General features: G+C 69.4%; 17 protein-coding genes. 6 read left to right on the forward strand and 11 right to left on the reverse strand.

From position 1 onward, the window contains the following. Positions 1-7: 7 nt before the first annotated feature. The 8 genes from BLU62_RS10140 to BLU62_RS10175 form a co-directional block, all read right to left on the reverse strand. On the reverse strand, positions 8-532 hold the full coding sequence (locus BLU62_RS10140) for a UDP-N-acetylmuramoyl-tripeptide--D-alanyl-D-alanine ligase (protein ID WP_074849354.1): 525 nt from the start codon (positions 530-532) through the stop codon (positions 8-10). Further along, a complete protein-coding gene (locus BLU62_RS10145) occupies positions 529-2235 on the reverse strand; it encodes a UDP-N-acetylmuramoyl-L-alanyl-D-glutamate--2,6-diaminopimelate ligase (protein ID WP_074849355.1) in 1707 nt (568 codons plus the stop codon). Before BLU62_RS10145 ends, BLU62_RS10140 begins: the two co-directional genes overlap by 4 nt. 171 nt (positions 2236-2406) lie before the next feature. Further along, positions 2407-4356, reverse strand: coding sequence for a peptidoglycan D,D-transpeptidase FtsI family protein (locus BLU62_RS10150; protein ID WP_074849356.1), 1950 nt, complete (start codon positions 4354-4356; stop codon positions 2407-2409). Between the two features lie 103 nt (positions 4357-4459). Continuing rightward, positions 4460-5353: a cell division protein FtsL gene (gene ftsL / locus BLU62_RS10155; RefSeq protein ID WP_074849357.1), complete on the reverse strand. Its 894-nt coding sequence runs from the start codon at positions 5351-5353 to the stop codon at positions 4460-4462. 2 nt (positions 5354-5355) lie between these two features. Further along, on the reverse strand, positions 5356-6342 hold the full coding sequence (gene rsmH / locus BLU62_RS10160) for a 16S rRNA (cytosine(1402)-N(4))-methyltransferase RsmH (protein WP_074849358.1): 987 nt from the start codon (positions 6340-6342) through the stop codon (positions 5356-5358). 253 nt (positions 6343-6595) lie between these two features. Beyond that, positions 6596-7036 carry a division/cell wall cluster transcriptional repressor MraZ gene (gene mraZ, locus BLU62_RS10165; RefSeq protein WP_074849359.1) on the reverse strand — a complete coding sequence of 147 codons (441 nt, stop codon included), beginning with the start codon at positions 7034-7036 and terminating at the stop codon, positions 6596-6598. 476 nt (positions 7037-7512) lie between these two features. Next, a complete protein-coding gene (locus tag BLU62_RS10170) occupies positions 7513-7914 on the reverse strand; it encodes a DUF3040 domain-containing protein (RefSeq protein WP_074849360.1) in 402 nt (133 codons plus the stop codon). Positions 7915-8091: 177 nt separating this feature from the next. Further along, positions 8092-8556 carry an SAV_6107 family HEPN domain-containing protein gene (locus BLU62_RS10175; RefSeq protein ID WP_074849361.1) on the reverse strand — a complete coding sequence of 155 codons (465 nt, stop codon included), beginning with the start codon at positions 8554-8556 and terminating at the stop codon, positions 8092-8094. Between the two features lie 321 nt (positions 8557-8877). Here BLU62_RS10175 and BLU62_RS10180 point away from each other — a divergent pair, with 321 nt between their 5' ends. From BLU62_RS10180 to BLU62_RS10190, 3 genes are all read left to right on the forward strand, one after another. Further along, positions 8878-9549: a GNAT family N-acetyltransferase gene (locus BLU62_RS10180; protein ID WP_074849362.1), complete on the forward strand. Its 672-nt coding sequence runs from the start codon at positions 8878-8880 to the stop codon at positions 9547-9549. 46 nt (positions 9550-9595) lie between these two features. Beyond that, positions 9596-11242 (forward strand): phytoene desaturase family protein, encoded by a 1647-nt coding sequence (locus BLU62_RS10185; protein WP_074849363.1) that lies wholly within the window; start codon positions 9596-9598, stop codon positions 11240-11242. Between the two features lie 87 nt (positions 11243-11329). Next, the gene (locus BLU62_RS10190) at positions 11330-12229 is read left to right on the forward strand and encodes an LppM family (lipo)protein (RefSeq protein ID WP_074849364.1); all 900 of its coding nucleotides are present in this window, start codon (positions 11330-11332) and stop codon (positions 12227-12229) included. A 9-nt stretch (positions 12230-12238) separates the two neighbouring features. Here the strand turns inward: BLU62_RS10190 and metF are convergent, their stop codons facing one another. Beyond that, positions 12239-13216, reverse strand: coding sequence for a methylenetetrahydrofolate reductase [NAD(P)H] (gene metF, locus BLU62_RS10195; RefSeq protein ID WP_074849365.1), 978 nt, complete (start codon positions 13214-13216; stop codon positions 12239-12241). A gap of 11 nt (positions 13217-13227) precedes the next feature. Here metF and BLU62_RS10200 point away from each other — a divergent pair, with 11 nt between their 5' ends. Together BLU62_RS10200 and BLU62_RS10205 are read left to right on the forward strand one after the other, a co-directional pair. Continuing rightward, a complete protein-coding gene (locus tag BLU62_RS10200; RefSeq protein ID WP_074849366.1) occupies positions 13228-14466 on the forward strand; it encodes a polyprenyl synthetase family protein in 1239 nt (412 codons plus the stop codon). Then, positions 14463-16055 (forward strand): alpha-(1->6)-mannopyranosyltransferase A, encoded by a 1593-nt coding sequence (locus BLU62_RS10205; RefSeq protein WP_208863622.1) that lies wholly within the window; start codon positions 14463-14465, stop codon positions 16053-16055. Before BLU62_RS10200 ends, BLU62_RS10205 begins: the two co-directional genes overlap by 4 nt. On the opposite strand, the gene BLU62_RS10210 is transcribed toward BLU62_RS10205, so the two are convergent. Next, positions 16024-16389, reverse strand: coding sequence for an Rv2175c family DNA-binding protein (locus BLU62_RS10210; protein ID WP_074849367.1), 366 nt, complete (start codon positions 16387-16389; stop codon positions 16024-16026). The two genes, BLU62_RS10205 and BLU62_RS10210, sit on opposite strands and share 32 nt — an antisense overlap. Before the next feature lie 136 nt (positions 16390-16525). On the opposite strand from BLU62_RS10210, the gene BLU62_RS10215 reads away from it, so the two are divergent. Further along, on the forward strand, positions 16526-17761 hold the full coding sequence (locus BLU62_RS10215) for a protein kinase domain-containing protein (protein WP_074849368.1): 1236 nt from the start codon (positions 16526-16528) through the stop codon (positions 17759-17761). Positions 17762-17789: 28 nt separating this feature from the next. Here BLU62_RS10215 and BLU62_RS10220 read toward each other — a convergent pair whose 3' ends face one another. Further along, entirely contained in the window at positions 17790-19193 is a 1404-nt protein-coding gene (locus tag BLU62_RS10220; protein WP_074849369.1) for a class II 3-deoxy-7-phosphoheptulonate synthase, read from the reverse strand. Positions 19194-19225: the final 32 nt, after the last annotated feature.

Raw genomic sequence — 19225 nt, forward strand, 5'->3', positions numbered from 1 at the left:
CGCGCCCTCATGGTGCGGTCCGTTCGCCACCGGGACCGCCGTCGGCCTCGTGGCGGATCTGCCATCCGCAGTTCGTGCTCCAGGCCGTGACCACCGAATCGAGGTCGGCGTTCGCGGCCGCGAGGAGGATGACATCCCCGGCCGCGGGCCGCCAGTCGGGGTCGGTGTCGACGAGCGCCGCGGCCGCCTCGACCGATTCGACGATGCGCGCCTCGTCGCCCCAGGAACCCTCCATCACGGCGCCCTGGTGCAGGGCGTGCACCGATCTGGAGTCGCCCACGCAGAGAGTCTTGTCGACGGCCAGCCGGACGGCCAGGCGTCCGAGGAGATCGTGCTCGACGACACGCTGGTTCTCCGGGATTCCCTCGGGCGTGGCGACCTCGGCGATGATCGCCCAGGTGCGCGGCCGGTCTTCGACCGTGCTGCCCCGCATCGCACCCGCGTGTTCGGCGAGCCGGCGGATGAGGAGGCGTGCGTCGTCGACCGTCACCGGCGTATCCCCGCGGATCACCGTGACGAACGGTTCGGTCATCGATCATCCTCCGCAGCCACCGACCCGGTGGGCGCGCTCGACGATTCCAGCGCTTGTGCGACGACGTCACGGTCGTCGAACGGATGCTTCACGCCGTTGATCTCCTGCCCTGCCTCGTGTCCCTTGCCGGCGACGAGCACGATGTCGCCGGGACCCGCCCAGACGATCGCCTCGGCGATCGCGGCCGCGCGGTCCCCCACCTCACGTACCGGTTCGGCACCTGCCGGGCGGTCGGCGGCGTCGACGCCGCGAGCACCCGCGAGGACCTCGGACCGGATGGCGGCCGGGTCCTCCGACCGCGGATTGTCGTCGGTGACGATGACGAGCTCGGCACCGCGTGCGGCGGCCTCCCCCATCAGCGGGCGTTTGCCCGCGTCGCGGTCTCCGCCGGCGCCGAGCACGATGGCCACGCGCCCCGCGCCCTCCCCGAGCTGACCCCGCAGCGTCGCCAGGACGGCCTCGACGGCGCCCGGCTTGTGCGCGTAGTCGACCAGCGCGAGGAACGGCTGTCCGCGGTCGACGCGCTGCAGGCGTCCCGGCACGCTCACCGACGCGACCGCGTCGAGTGCGGTGGAGATCGGCACACCCGCGGCATGGGCCACGGCGACGGCCAGCAGTCCGTTGGCCACGTTGTAGCGGCCCGGAAGCGGGATGACGAGGACGTGGTCCCCGTCGGGCTCGGTGAACGGGGTGTGCGAGGTGCCGTCACCGGCGAGATCCGATGGTCCCGCGTGCCAGTGTGCGGGCGTCGGACCGGTCGACACCGTCACGGGCTGCAGATGCGCCGCCTCGCCGGGCCGGCGTGCGAGGTCGGCCATCCGCCGGCCCCACTCGTCGTCGACGCACAGCACGGCGCGCACCGCGTGGTTCGGCGACGACGGCACGAACAACTGCGCCTTGGCGTCGAAGTACGCGCGCATCGTCTGATGGAAGTCCAGGTGATCCTGCGACAGGTTGGTGAAGGCCCCGATCGCGAAGTGGGCACCGTCGACGCGACCCAGCGACAGTGCGTGGCTGGACACCTCCATGACGACGACGTCGACGCCGTCCTCGAGCATCGAGGCCAGCAGCGCCTGCAGCGTCGGAGCCTCCGGTGTCGTGAGCGAGCTGGGCTGGGCGACGCCGTTCACCCGCGTCTCGACGGTCCCGATCAGGCCGACCGAATGACCGGCCGCGAGCAGGGCCGCCTCGACGAGATACGACGTGGTGGTCTTGCCCGACGTACCGGTGATCCCGATCAGTTTGAGTCGCTGCGACGGGTTCCCGTACACACGGGAGCTCACGCTGCCGAGCACCGTCCGCGGCGACGGGTGGATGAGTACCGCGACGGCCGTCTCGGGAGGCAGGACACGGCTCAGTTCGGCCCGGCCGGCCGGATCGGTGAGGATCGCCGTCGCACCCGCGGCGACGGCCTGGTCGGCGAAACGCGCACCGTGGGTGGTCGCACCGGGCAGGGCCGCGAACAGATCGCCCGGCTGTACCTCCTGTGCACGCAGGGTCACGCCCTGCACACTCGTCTCGCGGTCGGCGCCGCCGACGAGGTCGAGCCGGGCGCCGGTGGCCGTCGACAGGACCGTCACGGCCGTCGGTGCGACCTCATGCGGACGGCCGGTGACCTTCTTGCCCTTACGTCTGCCTGTCGAGCCCCTGCCCGAGGAACCACTGCCCGAGGAACCACTGCCCGAGGAACCACGTGACGCCATGTGTTCGCCTCCTCGGTTGTTCTCGGTCGGGTGTTCGGTCCGGGCGTTCTCGGTCAGGTGTTCTCGATCGGGGTGCGGTCGGTCGGTACGTGTTCGGCGCAGAATTGCACTCACGATACCGACCCGGGATCGGCGATCTCCGACGCGGTGCGCGACCCCGGCCGATCGTGATCAGTTCGCGGTGAGGGTCAACCTCGGTGCCGGCGCGGAGAGCGGGACCTGGGCGCGTTGCAGCATCCACGACGCGATGGTCGAGAAGAGCGGACCGGCGGACTGTCCCCCCGAGCCGTCGGAGCTACGACGCGGGTTGTCGAGCATGATCCCGATGACGTAGCGCGGGGCGTCGGCCGGGGCGATCCCCGCGAACGTGATGTTGTAGCGCGAGTTCGAGTAGCAGCCACACGACGGGTCGACCTGCTGCGCCGTACCGGTCTTGCCGGAGACCTGATAGCCGCTGACGGCGGCCTTGGTGCCGGTACCCATCTGTACGCCCATCGGGTCGTCCTGCACCACCGACCGGAACATGTCGCGGACGGTTCGCGCGGTCTCCTCGCTGACGACGCGGACCGGTTCGGGACGGGCGCGCCCCTCCGTCGTGCTGCCGTCGCGCTCCTCACCGGCGAGGATGCGCGGCGGGATGCGCAGGCCGTCGTTGGCGATCGCCTGGTACATCGCGGTCATCTGCAGCAGCGTCATCGAAAGACCCTGTCCGATGGGCAGGTTGGCGAAGGAACCACCCGACCACTGGCTCAGCGCGGGAACCTCACCGGCGCTCTCCGCCGGTAGGCCGACGCCGGTGCGCTGGCCGAGTCCGAATCGCTTGAGCATCTCGGCGAAACGTTCCTCGCCGATCTGCTTCGCGAGCATCAGGGTCCCGACGTTCGACGATTTACCGAAGATGCCGGTGGTCGTGTACGGCTCGACGCCGTGCTCCCATGCGTCGCGGACGGTGACGCCCGACATCTGGATGCTGCCGGGAACCCGATGGACCGTGCCCGGTCTGGTGAGGCCGTATTCGATGGCGGCCGAGGCGGCCACGAGCTTGTTGACCGAACCGGGCTCGAACGGTGAGGTCACCGACGGGTTGCCGAGTTCGGCCTTCGGCTGATCCGACAGCGGCTGCGAGGCGTTGAAGGTGCCGTCGTTGGCCATCGCGAGCACCTCGCCCGTCCTGGCGTCGAGCACCACCGCCGACGCGGCCCGGGCACCGGAGGCCTGTTTGGCCTTCATGACCTGACTCTGGACGAACCACTGCGTGTCGGAGTCCAGGGTCAGTCGGACGGTGGAACCGTTGATCGCCGGGTGCACGTTGCGCGTGCTGCCCGGGATGATCGCGCCGTCCGAACCGCGGTCGTAGGTCCGGGAACCGTCGGTGCCGGACAGGATCGCGTCGAGGGACGCCTCGAGACCGATGAGACCGTTGCCGTCGTAGTTCACGTCGCCGACGACATTGGCCGCCAGGGAACCGCCGGGGTAGAGCCGGATGCTCTCCGGGTCGGCGCCGACCTCGGGGAACTCCTCGGTGATGCGTTTGGCGACATCCGGGCTGACCGCGCGGGCCAGGTAGACGAAGGACTCGTCGCCGGTGACCTTCTTCAAGAGGTCCTCTTCGCTGATCGAGCCGCCGAGTGCGACCGACACGCCCTTCGCGATCTCCTTCAGTCGCTCGTCGACGCCGGGCAGTTCGTCGTTCTTCCGGTGCTCTTCCTCGATCGATTTGCGAACCGCCTTGGGCAGGAACGTCAGTGACCGCGCCTCGTCGGTGTAGGCCAACGGACGGCCGTTGCGGTCGAGGATGGAACCCCGCTTGGCGGTGAGGACCTGGGTGTACTCGCGCTGCTGGGCGGCCTCGGCCGAGATGGACCCGGCCTGGACGGTGTGGACGACGATCATCTTGGTCGCGACCGCGAGGACCACGAGCAGCACGACGACACCGGCCGCCCGTGTGCGGAAACCGAAGCTGTGCAGTCCCCCGCCCTTGCCCGGACCGTTCTTGCCCGGACCGCCCTTACCCGGTCCACCGCGACGCGGGCCGCCCGCGGCGGCGCCGGATCCCTGCCCCGGACGACGTCCCGGGCGAGACGGCTCGTGGCCGAGTCGCTCGAAGGTCGCACGTGTCATGGTCGTCAATTGTTCACCGCTTCGAGGTCGTGACAGGGATTTGGCATCGGCGGGTTGCAGATCGATGGGGGCAGTGTGACGACACCCACCGGAAGCGCCCGCATCAGGTGCGGGGCACGACGTTCGGCGCCGGGACCGGTGTCGACGGCCGGGGTGTCGAGGACTCGGGCGCGGCCGATCCCTCCCCCTGACCGGGAGCCGGATCGGGTTGGGCCGGAGCGGGTTGCGACGGATTCGACGGCGTCGACCCATCCGGTGACGGCTGTGCCGGGGTCGGCTGCGCCGGGCTCTGCTGCGCTGGCGGATTGGGCGTACCCGCGGCCCCGCCACCGAGACCGATCGAGTCGTCCACCTGGCGCGGGTCGATGCTCTCCGTGGGGTCGGGCTTCAGCTCGGGGTTGAGGTCGGCCATCGGCTTCCCCGATGCCGGTGCCGGTTTCCCGACGACGCGGGGCCGGCGCGGGTCGTCGACGATCATCCGCGCCGGATTGTCCGACGGGATCATGCCGAGACGGGTTGCCTCACGGGACAGTTCGGGAGCCGAGTTACCGGATTCGTAGGTCCGCTTGAGCGCGTCTCGCTGGTCGATGAGCGACTGGTTCTCGGTCCGCTCTATGCCGAGTTTGTAGGAGTCCTGAGCCGACTTGGTGGACAACCACAGGCTGAGACCGAGACCGAGTACGAGAAGCGCGATCACCGGGACCACGAAAGGAGTGTGCTGCAACCGTTCCCGGAGCGAGGCACCGGACATCGACAGCCCGCCGCGGGTCGCGCGCGGCGCACTGGCACCGGCGGCCATGCGCTTGTGTCGGCGGTCCAGCGCACGCTGTGCGGCACGCGAACGGGTTGCACGTTCGGACTCGATGCGCGCCCGCCGTGACCGCCGGGTGTCGCGCTCGTCTTCGGAACGCCCTGTGTCGGAACGGCTGCCGCGAGCTCGACCGGATTCAGAGCGTCCGGAGCCGGGACGATTGGGGGCCTCGTGCAGGATCGTCATGCTCAGCCCTTCTTCTCGACTCGTTCGACCGCGCGTACCCGCACCGGGGCCGATCGCGGATTGATGGTGAGTTCCTCCTCGTCGGGACGCTCGGCACCGCGGGTCACGAGGCGGAACTCCGCGGCGGTACCCGGCAGTTCGACGGGCAGTCCGGGCGGCGACGTCGAGGTCGTGCGAGTCGCGAACTCCCGCTTGACGATCCGGTCCTCGAGTGACTGGTAGCTCATCACCGCGACGCGTCCGCCGACCGTCAGCACCGACAGTGCCGTCGGCAATGCCTCACGCAGGACGTCGAGTTCGTGATTGACCTCGATGCGCAGCGCCTGGAAGGTCCGCTTGGCCGGGTGCCCACCCGTGCGGCGGGTCGCCGCCGGGATGCTGGCGTAGAGCAGTTCGACGAGGCGCGCACTGGTGGTGAACGGTTCTTTCTCGCGCTCCCGCAGGACCGCCGAGGCGATCTTGCCGGCGAAGCGTTCCTCGCCGTATTCCGAGAGCACACAGGCCAATTCGCCGTGACTGTAGGTGTTGAGGACGTCCGCGGCGGTGAGCGGATCGTCGGAGTTCATGCGCATGTCCAGCGGCGCGTCGACGGAGTAGGCGAATCCCCTACCGGCCTGGTCGAGCTGCATCGACGAGACGCCGAGGTCGAACAGGGCCGCGTCGATGGATTCCTCACCGGCGTCGGCGAGGACGTCGGCGATCTCGTGGAAGGTGGCCTGGTGCAGCGAGATCCGGTCCGCGTGCGGCTCGAGCCGGCGCTGGGCGATCTCCAGGGCGGAGGCATCGCGGTCGATGCCGACGAGGTGCACGTTGGGGAACGTGTTCAGGATGAGTTCGCTGTGCCCACCGGCACCGAGCGTCGCATCGAGGAACACGCGCCGGTCATCTGATTCCAGTGCCGGGGTGAGCAATTCGACGATGCGGCGGCCCATGACCGGGATGTGGCCGAACTCGCCGGAGCGACGAGTGTCGTCACCAGTGTCATCCACGGAGTGCCCCCATCGGCGTGTCGGCCAGGTCGGTCGGCTGAGTCGGCGTATCGGTGCGAACGGAATCTGTCGCCAGGAGTGTCATGTCACGTCACGTCACGGTGGGGATCACCGTCGGGCCGCGCCCCGGATGGAGCGAGGTCCCGACCCGATCGCGCACCTGGCGTTGGGGAAGTACGCCAGGGTCGGACCGGACCGGGGCCTCGTGCCACCCGAAGCCCGTGCACCGCTTCCGCCTGTGGTCCCCTCTCGGCTACAAGACCGCGTTCAACGCGGCCGAGTTCGCTGCCGAGAAGTTCTCCTCGTGCTGGGTCTGGTACTCGTTCCATGCGGCCGAATCCCAGATCTCGAGGTGATCGAAGCTACCGAACACCACGCACTCCTTGGACAGTCCCGCGTAGATCCGATGGTCGGAGGACAGGCTGATCCTGCCCTGGCCGTCCGGTCGTTGCTCTTCCGAGCCGGCGAAGAACGTTCGCTGAAACGCACGCAGGTCAGGGTCGTTGCGTGACGCCTCGACGATCTTCGCCGCGATCACATCGAACTCTTCGGTCCGATACACCGACAAGCTGTGGTCTTGGCCTTTGGTGACCACTACCCCTCCTGCCAATGCATCGCGGAACTTGGCGGGCAACGTGAGTCGCCCTTTGTCGTCCAATTTGGGCGTGTAGGTGCCGACAAATCGCATTGACACGTCGACGCCTCCTGCCCCTGGGTTCTGCGCTCCGGACCGCTTCACCCAGTGATGCCACAGTACCCCACTTTCCTCCACTTTCCACCCCAGAGGCCCACACGGCTTTCCACATTCAGCAAATCCGCAGTTCAGATGGGCAAAACCCTGCTGGTGGTACTGCGTGTCATCGTCGATTCCGGCCCGTCGGACGTCGATCAAGCGCGTGACATACGTGTTTGGTGATACTCCAGGTACCCGTGCGACCTGCGTTTCTTCGCTGGTGGGGCAAAGTGGGGACCCCTGGTGGGGCGAGGTGGGGAACGCCGGTGAGGGAAGGTGGGGCGGCGCGTGGGTGACGGTGGGGGGAAGCCGGAGGCGTGGACACGGGGCCACAGACGAACGGCGCGGCGAAACGGGGCGACAGACAAAAGAGCCGCGCACCCCCGAGGGGGTGCGCGGCTCGTGTGAGAGTTGTGACCGTCAGGCCGGCGAGAGATCTACTCCTGCTCGAACCGACGGTTGAATCGTTCTTCCATCCGCTCCGACAGCTTGCGCTTGGAGCCCGATGACCCGGACTGCTTCTTGCCTCCCCCGCGCGGCGCGGACGTCGCGGAGTCGGCGAGGTCGTCACCCCAGAGGGCGAAGAGGCCGGCACCGAACATCACCAGGAAGCCGAGGAGGCTGACGATCGGGAAGCCCCCGATGTCGATCCCTATGATGAGACCGCCGACGAGCATCACGAGGCCGACGACGAAGACCGCCACCGCCTGCAGGCGACGACGACCACTCGACTTGCCCAGCCGACGACGCTTGACACTGGACGCAAACTTGGGGTCTTCCGCGTACAGAGCGCTCTCGATCTGTTCGAGCATGCGTTGCTCGTGCTCCGAAAGTGGCACCGACCCTCCTTCTCCCTGATCCGCGACGCCGACGACGGTCAACCGCGACCGGTGGGGCGTCTGCGCCTTATTCTCCCATGATACGAGGTGAAATCAGCCGCGACCACCATTACTCTCTGTTGCGGAGTCGGATGCGCATACCGGAACGACAACGGAACGTCGAAAGTGTGTCAGGCCTCACGCCGTTCGCCCGATTTGGGGCTCCTCTGTCCCGAATTTGCCTTGCTCGTAAGCGATGACCAGGGTTTCGACCTGCCGAAGGAAATCGAGGACGAGAAGTCGCATGCCGGCGACGCTGTCGGGGTCGAGTGTTCGGATGATCCCCGACTCGATCTTCATCCGCACGGACGACAGCGAGGCGAAGCGCGCCGCCAGCGGGGCGAGCTCGGGAGCGACGACGCCGATGCGGGTCCAGGCGTTCGACGTCTTGCGACGGGAGGGACCGACCGGCTCGCCTATCGCCAGCGCGGCACCGGCTGCACGAAGTGCGACGAGATAGAACTGACGGAAACGCTCGGCGTCGTCGGAGACCCCGTCCGCGTTGTCGAGGAGGAGATGGGCGCGCGCAAGCAGATCGCGCGCACGTCCGACCATCACCGGGTCGACGGGGGCGGACCGCCTGGATGTGGGCCGACCGGGCATGGCATCCTCCTCACTCGCTGACGACGGCGCCCGGTGGCAGACGCTTCCCTCGTCCGCCACCGGACCGTCATGTCGTCGGGATGAACGCGAACAGCTTGCGGAGGCACATTCATCGAACACCCGTTCGACACGTTCAATATAGCTAGCGACGCGCGTCTCTTCAAGGCGTGGGTCCGCGCCCCGCACCCATCTTCAACACCGGGTCCCGTGACCCGATTCCGCCGGGTCCGCCATACCGAGAGGACAGTCACACCAGATGGTCGGAGAACGCATTGACCGGGACGGTGCGGCCCGCCCGGTGAGCCGGAGAGCGATCCGACTTTGACGATCCGCCTGGTGAACCTCAACGGTCAGGACTCTCGCGTGTGGCTGGAGCCCGCGCTCGACGTCTACGTGACCGCGATGGGGTACCCCCGCGGGACCGAGGTGCACCGCGCCGCCCTGTGGCGCGAACACATCGCCCGTCCCGGATGGCGTGCGATCGGAGCGGTCGCCACGCTGCCCCCACACGAGGCGCAGTCGATGCCGACCGTTCGCCGCCGGGTGGGACTGCCCGTGGGTACGGGTCCCGACGACGTCCTCGTGGGAATCGCCTACGGATACACGGGGGCAACCGGCCAGTGGTGGAATCAGCAACTCCGGCTCGGGTTGCGACAGACCGGACGCTCGCCCGCGGACATCGAGATGATCGCCCGCGACTACTTCGAGCTGACCGAGCTCCACGTCCACCCGACGGCACAGGGCCACGGCATCGGGCAGTTGCTGCTCGCACGGCTTCTCGCCGACCGGCCCGAACGCCACGTCCTGTTGTCCACACCGGAGATCCCGGCCGAACGCAACCGGGCGTGGTCGCTCTACCGGCGCATGGGTTTCTCGGATGTCCTCCGTCATTTCACCTTCACCGGCGACCCTCGGCCGTTCGCCTTCCTGGGCCGTCCGCTGCCCCTGAATCTCCAACCGCCACCCGCCGGTCCCCCACAACCCGGAAGGTAGAAGTCGTGGCACATCCGGAGAAGAACGCGCACGACACAGGACACGCATGAGCGGCCACGGCGATCGGCGCGACGCGGTGGTCATCGGCGCCGGCCACAACGGCCTGATCGCCGCGGCCTATCTGGCACAGGCCGGCCGGGACGTCGAGGTGCTCGAACGCGACGAGATCCCCGGCGGCGCCGTCTCGACCGTCGAACGCTTCCCCGGGCACCTCATCGATCGCGGTTCCTCGGCTCACCTGATGATCCGGCACTCCCCCGTCCTCGACGACCTCGACCTCGCCGCGCACGGACTGCGCTACATCGACTGCGACCCGTGGGCATTCGTCCCGGCGACCGCGACCGCGCCGGCCATCGTCTTCCGCACCGACCTCGACGCCACCTGCGCGTCCATCGAACGGTCGTGCGGCGCAAAAGATGCCGCGGCGTATCGGCAGTTCGTCGAGACGTGGACGCCGCGGGCGGCGGCCGTCATGGACGCGTTCTACCGGCCCGCGACGATGGGACAGTTCGGCCGGGCCTTCCTCGGCCTCGGTTCGACCGCGACCACCGAACGCACCGGCATCGTCGGACGCCGCAGCGGCGCGATGCTCAATCTCACCGCCGAGCTCATGGCGTCGGGCGACGCCCTTCTCGACCGGTACTTCGACTCCGAACAGCTCAAGGCCGGACTCGCCTGGTTCGGCGCCCAGTCGGGACCGCCGATGACCGCACCCGGCACCGCGCCGATGGTCGGATTCGCCGCGTTGATGCACCGGATTCCACCCGGCCGCGCCATCGGCGGCAGCGGTGCGCTCACGGATGCGCTCGTACATCGCATCGGGGCCGACGGCGGTCGGATCGCCTGCGGGGATCCCGCCGTCTCGATCACCCGGTGCGGCGACCACTGGCGGGTGCAGACCGAATCCGGTGAACGTCGTTGCACGCCGACGGTGATCAACGCCTGCCATGTGCTCGCGACCCTGGATCTGCTGGCGGCGGGCGATTTCGACGCCGGGACCCTCGACCGCTGGCGCCGCGACATCGTGGTCGGCAGCGGGATCGGGATGGCGGTCCGCCTCGGCACGACCGCGCTACCCGCCTACCGCGACCTACCCGACGACCTGCCCGCGCACGGAGTCCACTCGGCACTCGGACTGCTCGTCACCGACCGTGCGCACCTCGTCCGCGCGCACGCCGCCGCGGCGGTCGGAGCGTTGCCGCCGCGGCCCGCGGTCGTGGCGATGAGCTTCTCGGCGATCGATCCGACCCTCGCCCCCGAGGGCCGGCACGCGATCAACCTGTGGGCCCAGTGGCACCCCTACCGGCTCGCCGGTGCTCGATCAACGGCGGGCGCAAGCGTCGCCGGAGGCGACTGGGCGACGGCGGGCGCACAGGCCGCCGCGGCGGTCTGCGACGAGGTGGATCGTCACGCACCGGGTTTCGCCGAGTCGATCGCGCACCGCCACATCCAGACCCCCGAGGATCTCGAGTCCGAACTGGGCCTGATCGGCGGCAACATCATGCACGTCGAGATGTCGATCGACCAGATGTTCATGTGGCGACCGACCCCGGATCTGTCGGGCCACCGCGTCCCCGGCGCCGACGGCCTGCTGCTGGCCGGGGCGTCGACGCATCCCGGCGGCGGGGTGACCGGCGCGAGCGGATACATCGCCGGCCACGCCGCCCTGCGTCGGAGACGCCGTTCCGGCTGAGCGTCGGAGACGCCGTTCCGGCTGAGCGTCGGAGACGTTCGGTCCGCTGAGCGTCGGAGACGCCTGATCGGGTGAGCGTCTGGCACGATGAGCAGCGTGCGATCGTCGAATCCCCAGCAGGGTGCACCGAAGTCCCACCGCGATCAGTCCCGTCACCGCAGGCTGATGCCGGTGGCGGTGGCCGTCGTGGCGCTCCTCATGTCCCCGCTGATGGCCGGATGCCTCGAGCGTTCGACGACGGTCGGTGACCGGTATTCCGGCAGTGTCATCGTCGCGACGTCACCGGACAATCCCCGTGGCGCGCCGCAACTGGACCTCCCCGAGTCGATGATGGGGCAGGTCTCGGTGACCGAGTACAAGGAGAGCCCGGACGAGAGCGACGCGTCGGCGGCGCCGTCGGGGTCCGCGGGAGACGACAAGGGTTCCGGTGACAAGGTCGACGAGGCGATCACCCGTGTGGGCAGCCGCGCGAGTTTCACCGATCTGACCGCCGGACAGTTCGGGCAGCTCGGCGACATCATCGCCGACGCCTACGGCGAGACCACGCTGACGATGGACCTCACCGCCAAGCGAAGCGGCGAGGTCGTCCGATTCCGCGGCGACACCGACCTCTCCGACCTCATCCCGGGTCGCGACTACGTGCAGCTGACCGTCACGTTCGGCGGGCCGGTGACGGCGACCAACGGCGACCAGGTCGGCGAGTCGACGGTCACCTGGACCCCGGAGCCGGGCGAACCGTCGGACTTCAGCGCCGACGCCACCTACCCCGATCCGGCGACCGCCGCGGTCGGCAGCTGGTCGTGGTTCGTCGCCATCGTCTGCCTGATCGCGGTGCTGGTCATCGTGCGGATCGCGTACTCGAAGCGGTACCGCGGACCTCGGCCGGGACGACCGCTCGCGGTCAACACCACGCCGTCGACCCTGTCCGCCGAGGGATTGTCGGCAGCCGCCGATCGCGCCCCGGCAACCGCACCGAAGGACAGCTGAGACCGGAGGTCAGGCCGGTACGTGCAGCACGGCGTCGACGTCCACGCCGAGGCGGCCGAGCACCTCTGACGTCGCCTTGGCGAAGTTGAGGCTGCAGAAGTGCAGGCAGGGCGCGCCCTCGGCGATGAGTCGTTCCGCGGTCTCGGTCGCGAAGTCGATGCCGACGGCGCGAACGGTCGCGCGGTCCTCCTCGGGTCCGTCGCCCGCAGCCTTGGTGAAACGCTCCACCACGTTCGGCGGGATCACCGACCCGGACAGCTCGGCCATGCGCTTGATGCTGGCCAGCGAGGTCACCGGCATGATGCCCGGGATGATCGGCTTGGCACCCTGCTCGGGGTCGGCGGCCTGCACCCGGTCGCGGAGGCGCAGGTAGTCCTCGACGTCGAAGAACATCTGGGTGATCGAGTACTCGGCACCCGCGCGCAGCTTGTTCACCAGGTTGCGGGTGTCGTGCTCGAGGTCGGGGGCGCGGTGGTGGCCCTCCGGGAACGACGCCACCCCGATGTGGAAGTCGCCGAGGGTGCCGATGAGACGGACCAGTTCCTCGGCGTATTCGACGCCCTCCGGATGGGCGATCCACTCCCCGAGCGGATCGCCCGGCGGGTCGCCGCGCAGCGCGAGGATGTTGGTGATGCCCTGATCCGCGTACGCGCCGACGAGCGCGCGCAGTTCGGCGATGCTGTGGTTGACCGCGGTCAGATGTGCCACCGGGAGCAGGGTGGTCTGGGCGGCGAGCTCGCCGGTGATGCGGACCGTGCGGTCGCGCGTAGACCCGCCGGCGCCGTAGGTCATCGACACGAACGCCGGGGACAGCCGCTCGAAGATCCGTACCGCGCGCCACAGCCGGGCCTCGCCCTCTGCATCGCGCGGGGGCATGAACTCGACGGAGAACGGCACCGGTCCACGGTGCGGGGCGGACAGGCGTTCGACGATCGAGGGTGCCGGAGCGGTTGGGGTCACCCGAACAGTGTAGAGAGCGATTCGCATAGCCTGGCAGGGTGACCTCCGCCTTCCCCACGCCGACCTCGCTCGATGCGGTCCCGGCGGCCGTCGAGTCCGAATTGCGCAGATTCTTCGACGTCGCGGTGCCGGCCGCGGCCGAGATCGCCCCCGTTGTCGGCACCGCGGCCGACATGGTCCGGGACTTCGTGCTGCAGGGTGGCAAGCGCATCCGACCGGTCTTCGCCTTCGCCGGCTGGCGGTGCGGGATGACCGAATCGGGGCGTGCCGACACCGGCGCGGCGTCGACCGTCGGTCGCGAGGCCCGGGACGCGCTGCGGGTGGGCGCGGCCCTCGAACTCGTGCAGGGATGCGCCCTGATCCACGACGACATCATCGATCAGTCCGACACCCGGCGCGGTCACCCGACACTGCACCGCGTCTTCCAGGCGCGGCATGCGGCGGCGTCGTGGGCCGGGGATGCCGCCGACCACGGGGTGGCTGCGGCGATCCTGGCCGGCGACCTCGCGCTCGCGTGGGCCGACGACCTCGTGCACGATCATCGGCCGGGGGTTTCGACAAGCTCAACCAGCGGAGAAACAAGCTCAACCAGCGGACAAACAAGCTCAACCAGCGGAGGAACAAGCTCAACCAGCGGAGGAACAGATTCGATCTCCGACTACCGGGCGCTCCCCCCGGCGGTCGGCGCGACCTGGGCGGCGATGCGCACCGAGGTGCTCGGCGGCCAGTTGCTCGACATCGTGAACGAGGCCAGCGGCGACGACTCGGCGGCCGCCGCCTATCGCGTGATGGAGTTCAAGACCGCCGCGTACACCGTCGCCCGTCCCCTCGAGCTGGGGGCGCGCCTCGCCGGCGCGTCGGAGGACCTCGTCGCGACGTTGCGGAAGATCGGACACGACCTCGGCATCGCCTTCCAGTTGCGCGACGACCAGCTCGGCGTCTTCGGGGATCCGGAGCGGACCGGCAAGCCGTCGGGCGACGACCTGATCTCCGGAAAGCGCACCGCCCTGCTGGCCACCGCACTACGACGCGCCGATGACTCCGACCCCGCGCTCGGGGCCCGCTTGCGCTCCTTCATCGGACGCCCTCTCGACGACGACGAGTTGGGCTCCGCGCGAGCACTTCTCGTCGACGTGGGCGCGGTCGCCGAGATGGAGGGCAAGATCGACGACCTCCTCGGCGCCGCACTCGGTGCACTCGATGCCGCCGACATCGGCGACGACATCCGCGCCGAACTCACCGCGGTCGCCCACCGGGCCGCGCATCGCGAGGCGTGAGCCCCGGCGTGGACGCACCCACCCCGACGCCCACGCCCGCGGGCGTTCGTGACCGGACGGCACGCGGCGATCTGATCGTCGGCGCGATCGGCTCGGCCTTGGTGTGCGTGGGCAGCTTCGGCGTCGGGGATCCGCCGCGCAACAGCACGACGCTCACCGACCTGGGATTGAGCTGGATCACCTACGGTCACGGCAAGAACCTCTTCGGCACCTTCTTCTGGCTCGGTGTCTTCCTCATGGTGTTCGCCTGGGTCCGGCTCGGGCGCCGGGTCGCGACGGGCGCCGCGAACGTCCCGTCCATCCGGACCCTGCAGCGATGGCTGCTGGTCTGGGCGGCTCCACTGCTCGTCGCCGTGCCGGTCTACAGCCGCGACGTCTACGCCTACCTCGCCCAGGGCGCGGTGTTCGGTGCGGGTTTCGACCCGTACGCCGACGGCCCCGCCCACCATCCGGGCCCGCTCGTCGACAGCATGGCCACGGTCTGGGCGACCACCACCGCACCGTACGGACCGTTCACAATGGGGCTGTTGCGCGTCGTCACCGAGGTCACCGGCGACCACGTCGTCGCGGGTGTCCTCGCCGTGCGGCTCGTGCTGCTGCCCGGCCTGTTCCTCTCGCTGTGGGCGATCCCGCGGCTCGCACGGCATTTCGGCGCCTCACCGCAGGCCGGTCTGTGGCTGGCGCTGTTCAACCCGATGGTGCTCATCCACCTCGTCGCGGGACCGCACGTCGAACTCCTGATGGCCGGCGTGCTCACCACCGGCGTCGTCCTGGTCGTGACCGGGCGGCACGTCACCGGCACCGCGGTCCTGGCGCTCGCGGTGTCGATCAAGATCACCGCCGGGATCGCCCTGCCGTTCGTACTGTGGATCTGGCTGTCCCACATACGGTCCCGCCGACCGGTGACCGCCCGCGACATCGTCGGCGTCTTCGCCGCGATCGTCGGGATCTCGGTGGCGGTCTTCGGTGTGTGGACCCTGCTCGCCGGCCTGGGATTCGGCTGGCTGACCGGCCTCGGCTGGGCCGACGTGATCATCAACTGGTTCACCGTCCCGACCTTCGTCGCACACCTCGTCACGCTGGTCGCCGCGCCGTTCGTCGCGCTCAATCTGCAACCGGTGCTGGAGATCACGCGCGCGATCGGTTCCGCGGTCCTCGCGGTCACGCTCGTCGCGCTGTGGTGGCGGCACCGCCACGACGAGAAGGACGCCGTCGCCGGGATGGCGTGGGCGATGCTGGCCGTGCTCCTGCTCGAACCGTCCACGCTCCCCTGGTATTACACCTGGGCGCTGGCGATCGCGGTGGCGTTCACCCTCCCGCCGTGGGCACGCGCGACCGTGGTCGGGGTGTCGACGTTCATGCTGATCGTGTTCCAGCCCGACGACGCGATCGTCTTCTACAAGCCGTTCGAACTCACGCTGGCGTTCCTGCTGGCAGGACTCGCGGCCTGGTCGCTGCTGCGCCCGGATCCGTTGCGCCTGCGCCGGTTCTGGCGATGGGCGTGGGGGTCTGACCGGACCGGCACGCCGGAGATGCCGGCGACCGGGACCGACGAGGTCAGAAAGCCTGAGCCTGCGCCCGGCGGATGACCTCGCGGGCGAAGTCGGTGTGCAACGCCGCGGCGGGGTACAGGTCGAGATCGTCCTGCACGGTGAACAGCCACGCCATCGCCTCGTCGCGGGTGTACCCGCCGTCGAGCAGGACCCCGACGAGACCGTAGAAGTGTTTGACGACGCCCTCGTCGTCGAAGAACAGCGCCGGGATCACCGGATGTCCGCCGCGGGAGACGGCGAGCAGATTGTGGTCGCGGATGAGGGTGCGCACCCGGCTGGTGGACACCGCGAGCCGGTCGGCGACCTCGTCGACGGACAGCATCTCGACATCAGCGGACAGGGTGTCAGGCGACAACGGTATGGAACCCACGGGAGAAAGCGTAGCGGTACACCCGGGCCCGGTGAAACCGCCGAGCTCCGCACGCCCGCCCGAACCGACGACACCCGCGCCGGTTCACACGCGCCGATGACGCCGACTGTGTGGCCCTGCAGGTAGATTCAGCAGGGTGAACTCCCCCGTCGACGCGATGCTCGGGACCGTCCTCGAGGACCGGTACCGCATCGACGCACCCATCGCGCGGGGTGGCATGTCGGCGGTCTACCTCGGCGTCGATCTCCGCCTGGGCCGCGAGGTCGCGGTCAAGGTGATGGACTCGCGATACTCGGGGGATCCGCAGTTCCTGCGCCGCTTCGAGTTCGAGGCGCGCGCGGTCGCCGGCCTCAAACACCCGGGTCTCGTGGCGGTCTACGACCAGGGCATCGACAACGGCATCGCCTTCCTGGTCATGGAACTCGTCGACGGCGGCAGCCTGCGCGAGCTGCTCCGCGAGCGGGGACCGATGCCGCCGCACGCCGTGGTGGCCGTCGCCGAACCCGTACTCGGAGGTCTCGGAACCGCGCACGCCGCGGGACTGGTCCATCGGGACGTCAAACCCGAGAACGTGCTCATCTCCGACGCCGGCGAGGTCAAGGTCGCCGACTTCGGACTGGTGCGCGCCGTCGCGGAGGCGGGCGTCACCTCGGCCAGCGTGATCCTCGGCACCGCCGCCTACCTCTCGCCCGAACAGGTCGAGTCCACCCATGCCGACGCGCGCAGCGACGTCTACTCCATGGGCGTGATGATGTTCGAATTGCTCACCGGCCGAACGCCTTTCCACGGCGACTCGCCCCTGGCCCTCGCCTATCAGCGACTCACTTTCGACGTCCCCGCCCCGGGCGACGTGATCGCCGGTGTCCCGGTGGAATTCGACGAGATCGTCTTGCGCGCGACCGAGCGCAACCCCGCCGACCGGTATGCCGACGGCTTCGAGATGCAGCGGGCCCTGCTCGCCGTCGCCGACGATCTCGATCTCCCGCCGTTCACCGTCCCCGCGCCGACGCGGTCGCGCGAGCGCGAGGTGAAGTCGCGGTACCACGCAGTCGGGCCGGCCGGCCACGGAACCCGGGTCCAGTCGGCACCGGGACCATACGAACCGGGCTCGTCGTCGCCGGACTCCCCCGCGACACCGATCCGCCCGGTCGCCGGTGTCGGCGATCCCTCGGACGATCGGCCCGCACCGCCCGCCCGCCGGCGGGTCACGACCGACGTCGAAGACACCCGCGACCAGGACCCGCTCGGACCCGAACTCTCCGGTGGCGGGCGGCTGGGCGCGCTGCTGTGGATCCTGCTGGTGCTGCTGCTCGCCGTGGGCCTCGGTGTCGCCGGGTTCTGGGCCGGCAACACCTATCTCACGATCGGCTGACCTCGATACGGTCCTCGGCCGACAACCGTCAGCCGCGCAGCATCTCCGCGACGAGGAACGCCAGCTCGAGGGACTGCTGGGTGTTGAGGCGCGGGTCGCAGGCGGTCTCGTAGCGGCCGGCGAGGTCGAGATCCGAGATCTCCTGTGCACCACCGAGGCATTCGGTGACATCCTCACCGGTCAGTTCGACGTGGACACCGCCGGGATGGCTGCCGAGCGCACGGTGGACCTCGAAGAAGCCCTGCACCTCGTCGACGATGCGGTCGAAGTGGCGCGTCTTGAAGCCGGTGGACGCCTCGTGGGTGTTGCCGTGCATGGGGTCGCACTGCCAGATGACCTTGTGCCCGGTCGCCTCGACGGCGGCGACGATCGCCGGGAGCACCTCGCGCACCTTGCCGTTGCCCATGCGCGCGACGAGCGTGAGGCGGCCGGGGACGTTGTGCGGGTCGAGTCGCTCGACGTATTCGACGGCCTGCTCGGGCGTCGTCGTCGGGCCGATCTTGATGCCGATCGGGTTGTTGATCAGTTCGGCGAACGCGATGTGCGCGCCATCGAGCTGACGGGTGCGCTCACCGATCCACAGGAAGTGGGCCGACAGGTCGTAGAGAACCTTGTCCTCTCCCCGGGCATCGCCGTCGGGGTTGTCGGCGAGTCGCAGCATGGCGCGTTCGTAGTCGAGGACGAGCGCTTCGTGCGAGGCGAAGATCGACGCCGAGTGGAGGCTCGAGTCGGTGACCCCGCAGGCGTCCATGAACCGCAGACCGCGGTCGATCTCGGATGCGAGCGCCTCGTACCGGGCGCCGGCGGGTGACGTCCGCACGAACTCGCGGTTCCAGTCGTGGACGCGATGCAGGTCGGCCTCGGCCTGGGTGAGCGCGCGGACCAGGTTCATGGCCGCGGCGGCATTCGCGTAGGCGCGCACCAGACGTGACGGGTCGTGCGCCCGCACGGCCTCGTCGGCCGGGAACCCGTTGACCATGTCGCCGCGGTAGGACGGCAGGCCCAGGGCGTCGGTGTTCGACGACCGCGGCTTGGCGTACTGGCCGGCGATGCGCGCGACCTTCACCACCGGGAGGCTCGCGCCGTAGGTGAGGACGACGGCCATCTGCAGCAGCGTGCGGATGTTCGCCTTGATGTGGGGTTCGGTGTTGTCGGCGAAGGTCTCCGCGCAGTCACCGCCCTGCAGCAGGAAGGCGCGGCCCTCGGCCACGTCGGCCAGCTGCGACGACAGCGACTGGACCTCGGCGGGCATGCAGATCGGCGGCACCGACTCGAGGACGGTGCGGATCTTGCGTGCTTCCTCGGCGGGCCAGCTCGGCTGCTGCAGCGCGGGTCGGCTCATCGCGTCGTCGAAACGCTCCTGGAGGCCACCGGGAAGCGGCGGCAGTTCGGGGAGTTCGTCGATCGGAACGTCTACGGTCCAGTTCACCACTGTTCCAGCGTAAAGCAGGCGCGCCCGCGATT

It is taken from the genome of Gordonia westfalica (assembly GCF_900105725.1).
Taxonomy (GTDB): Bacteria; Actinomycetota; Actinomycetes; order Mycobacteriales; family Mycobacteriaceae; genus Gordonia; species Gordonia westfalica.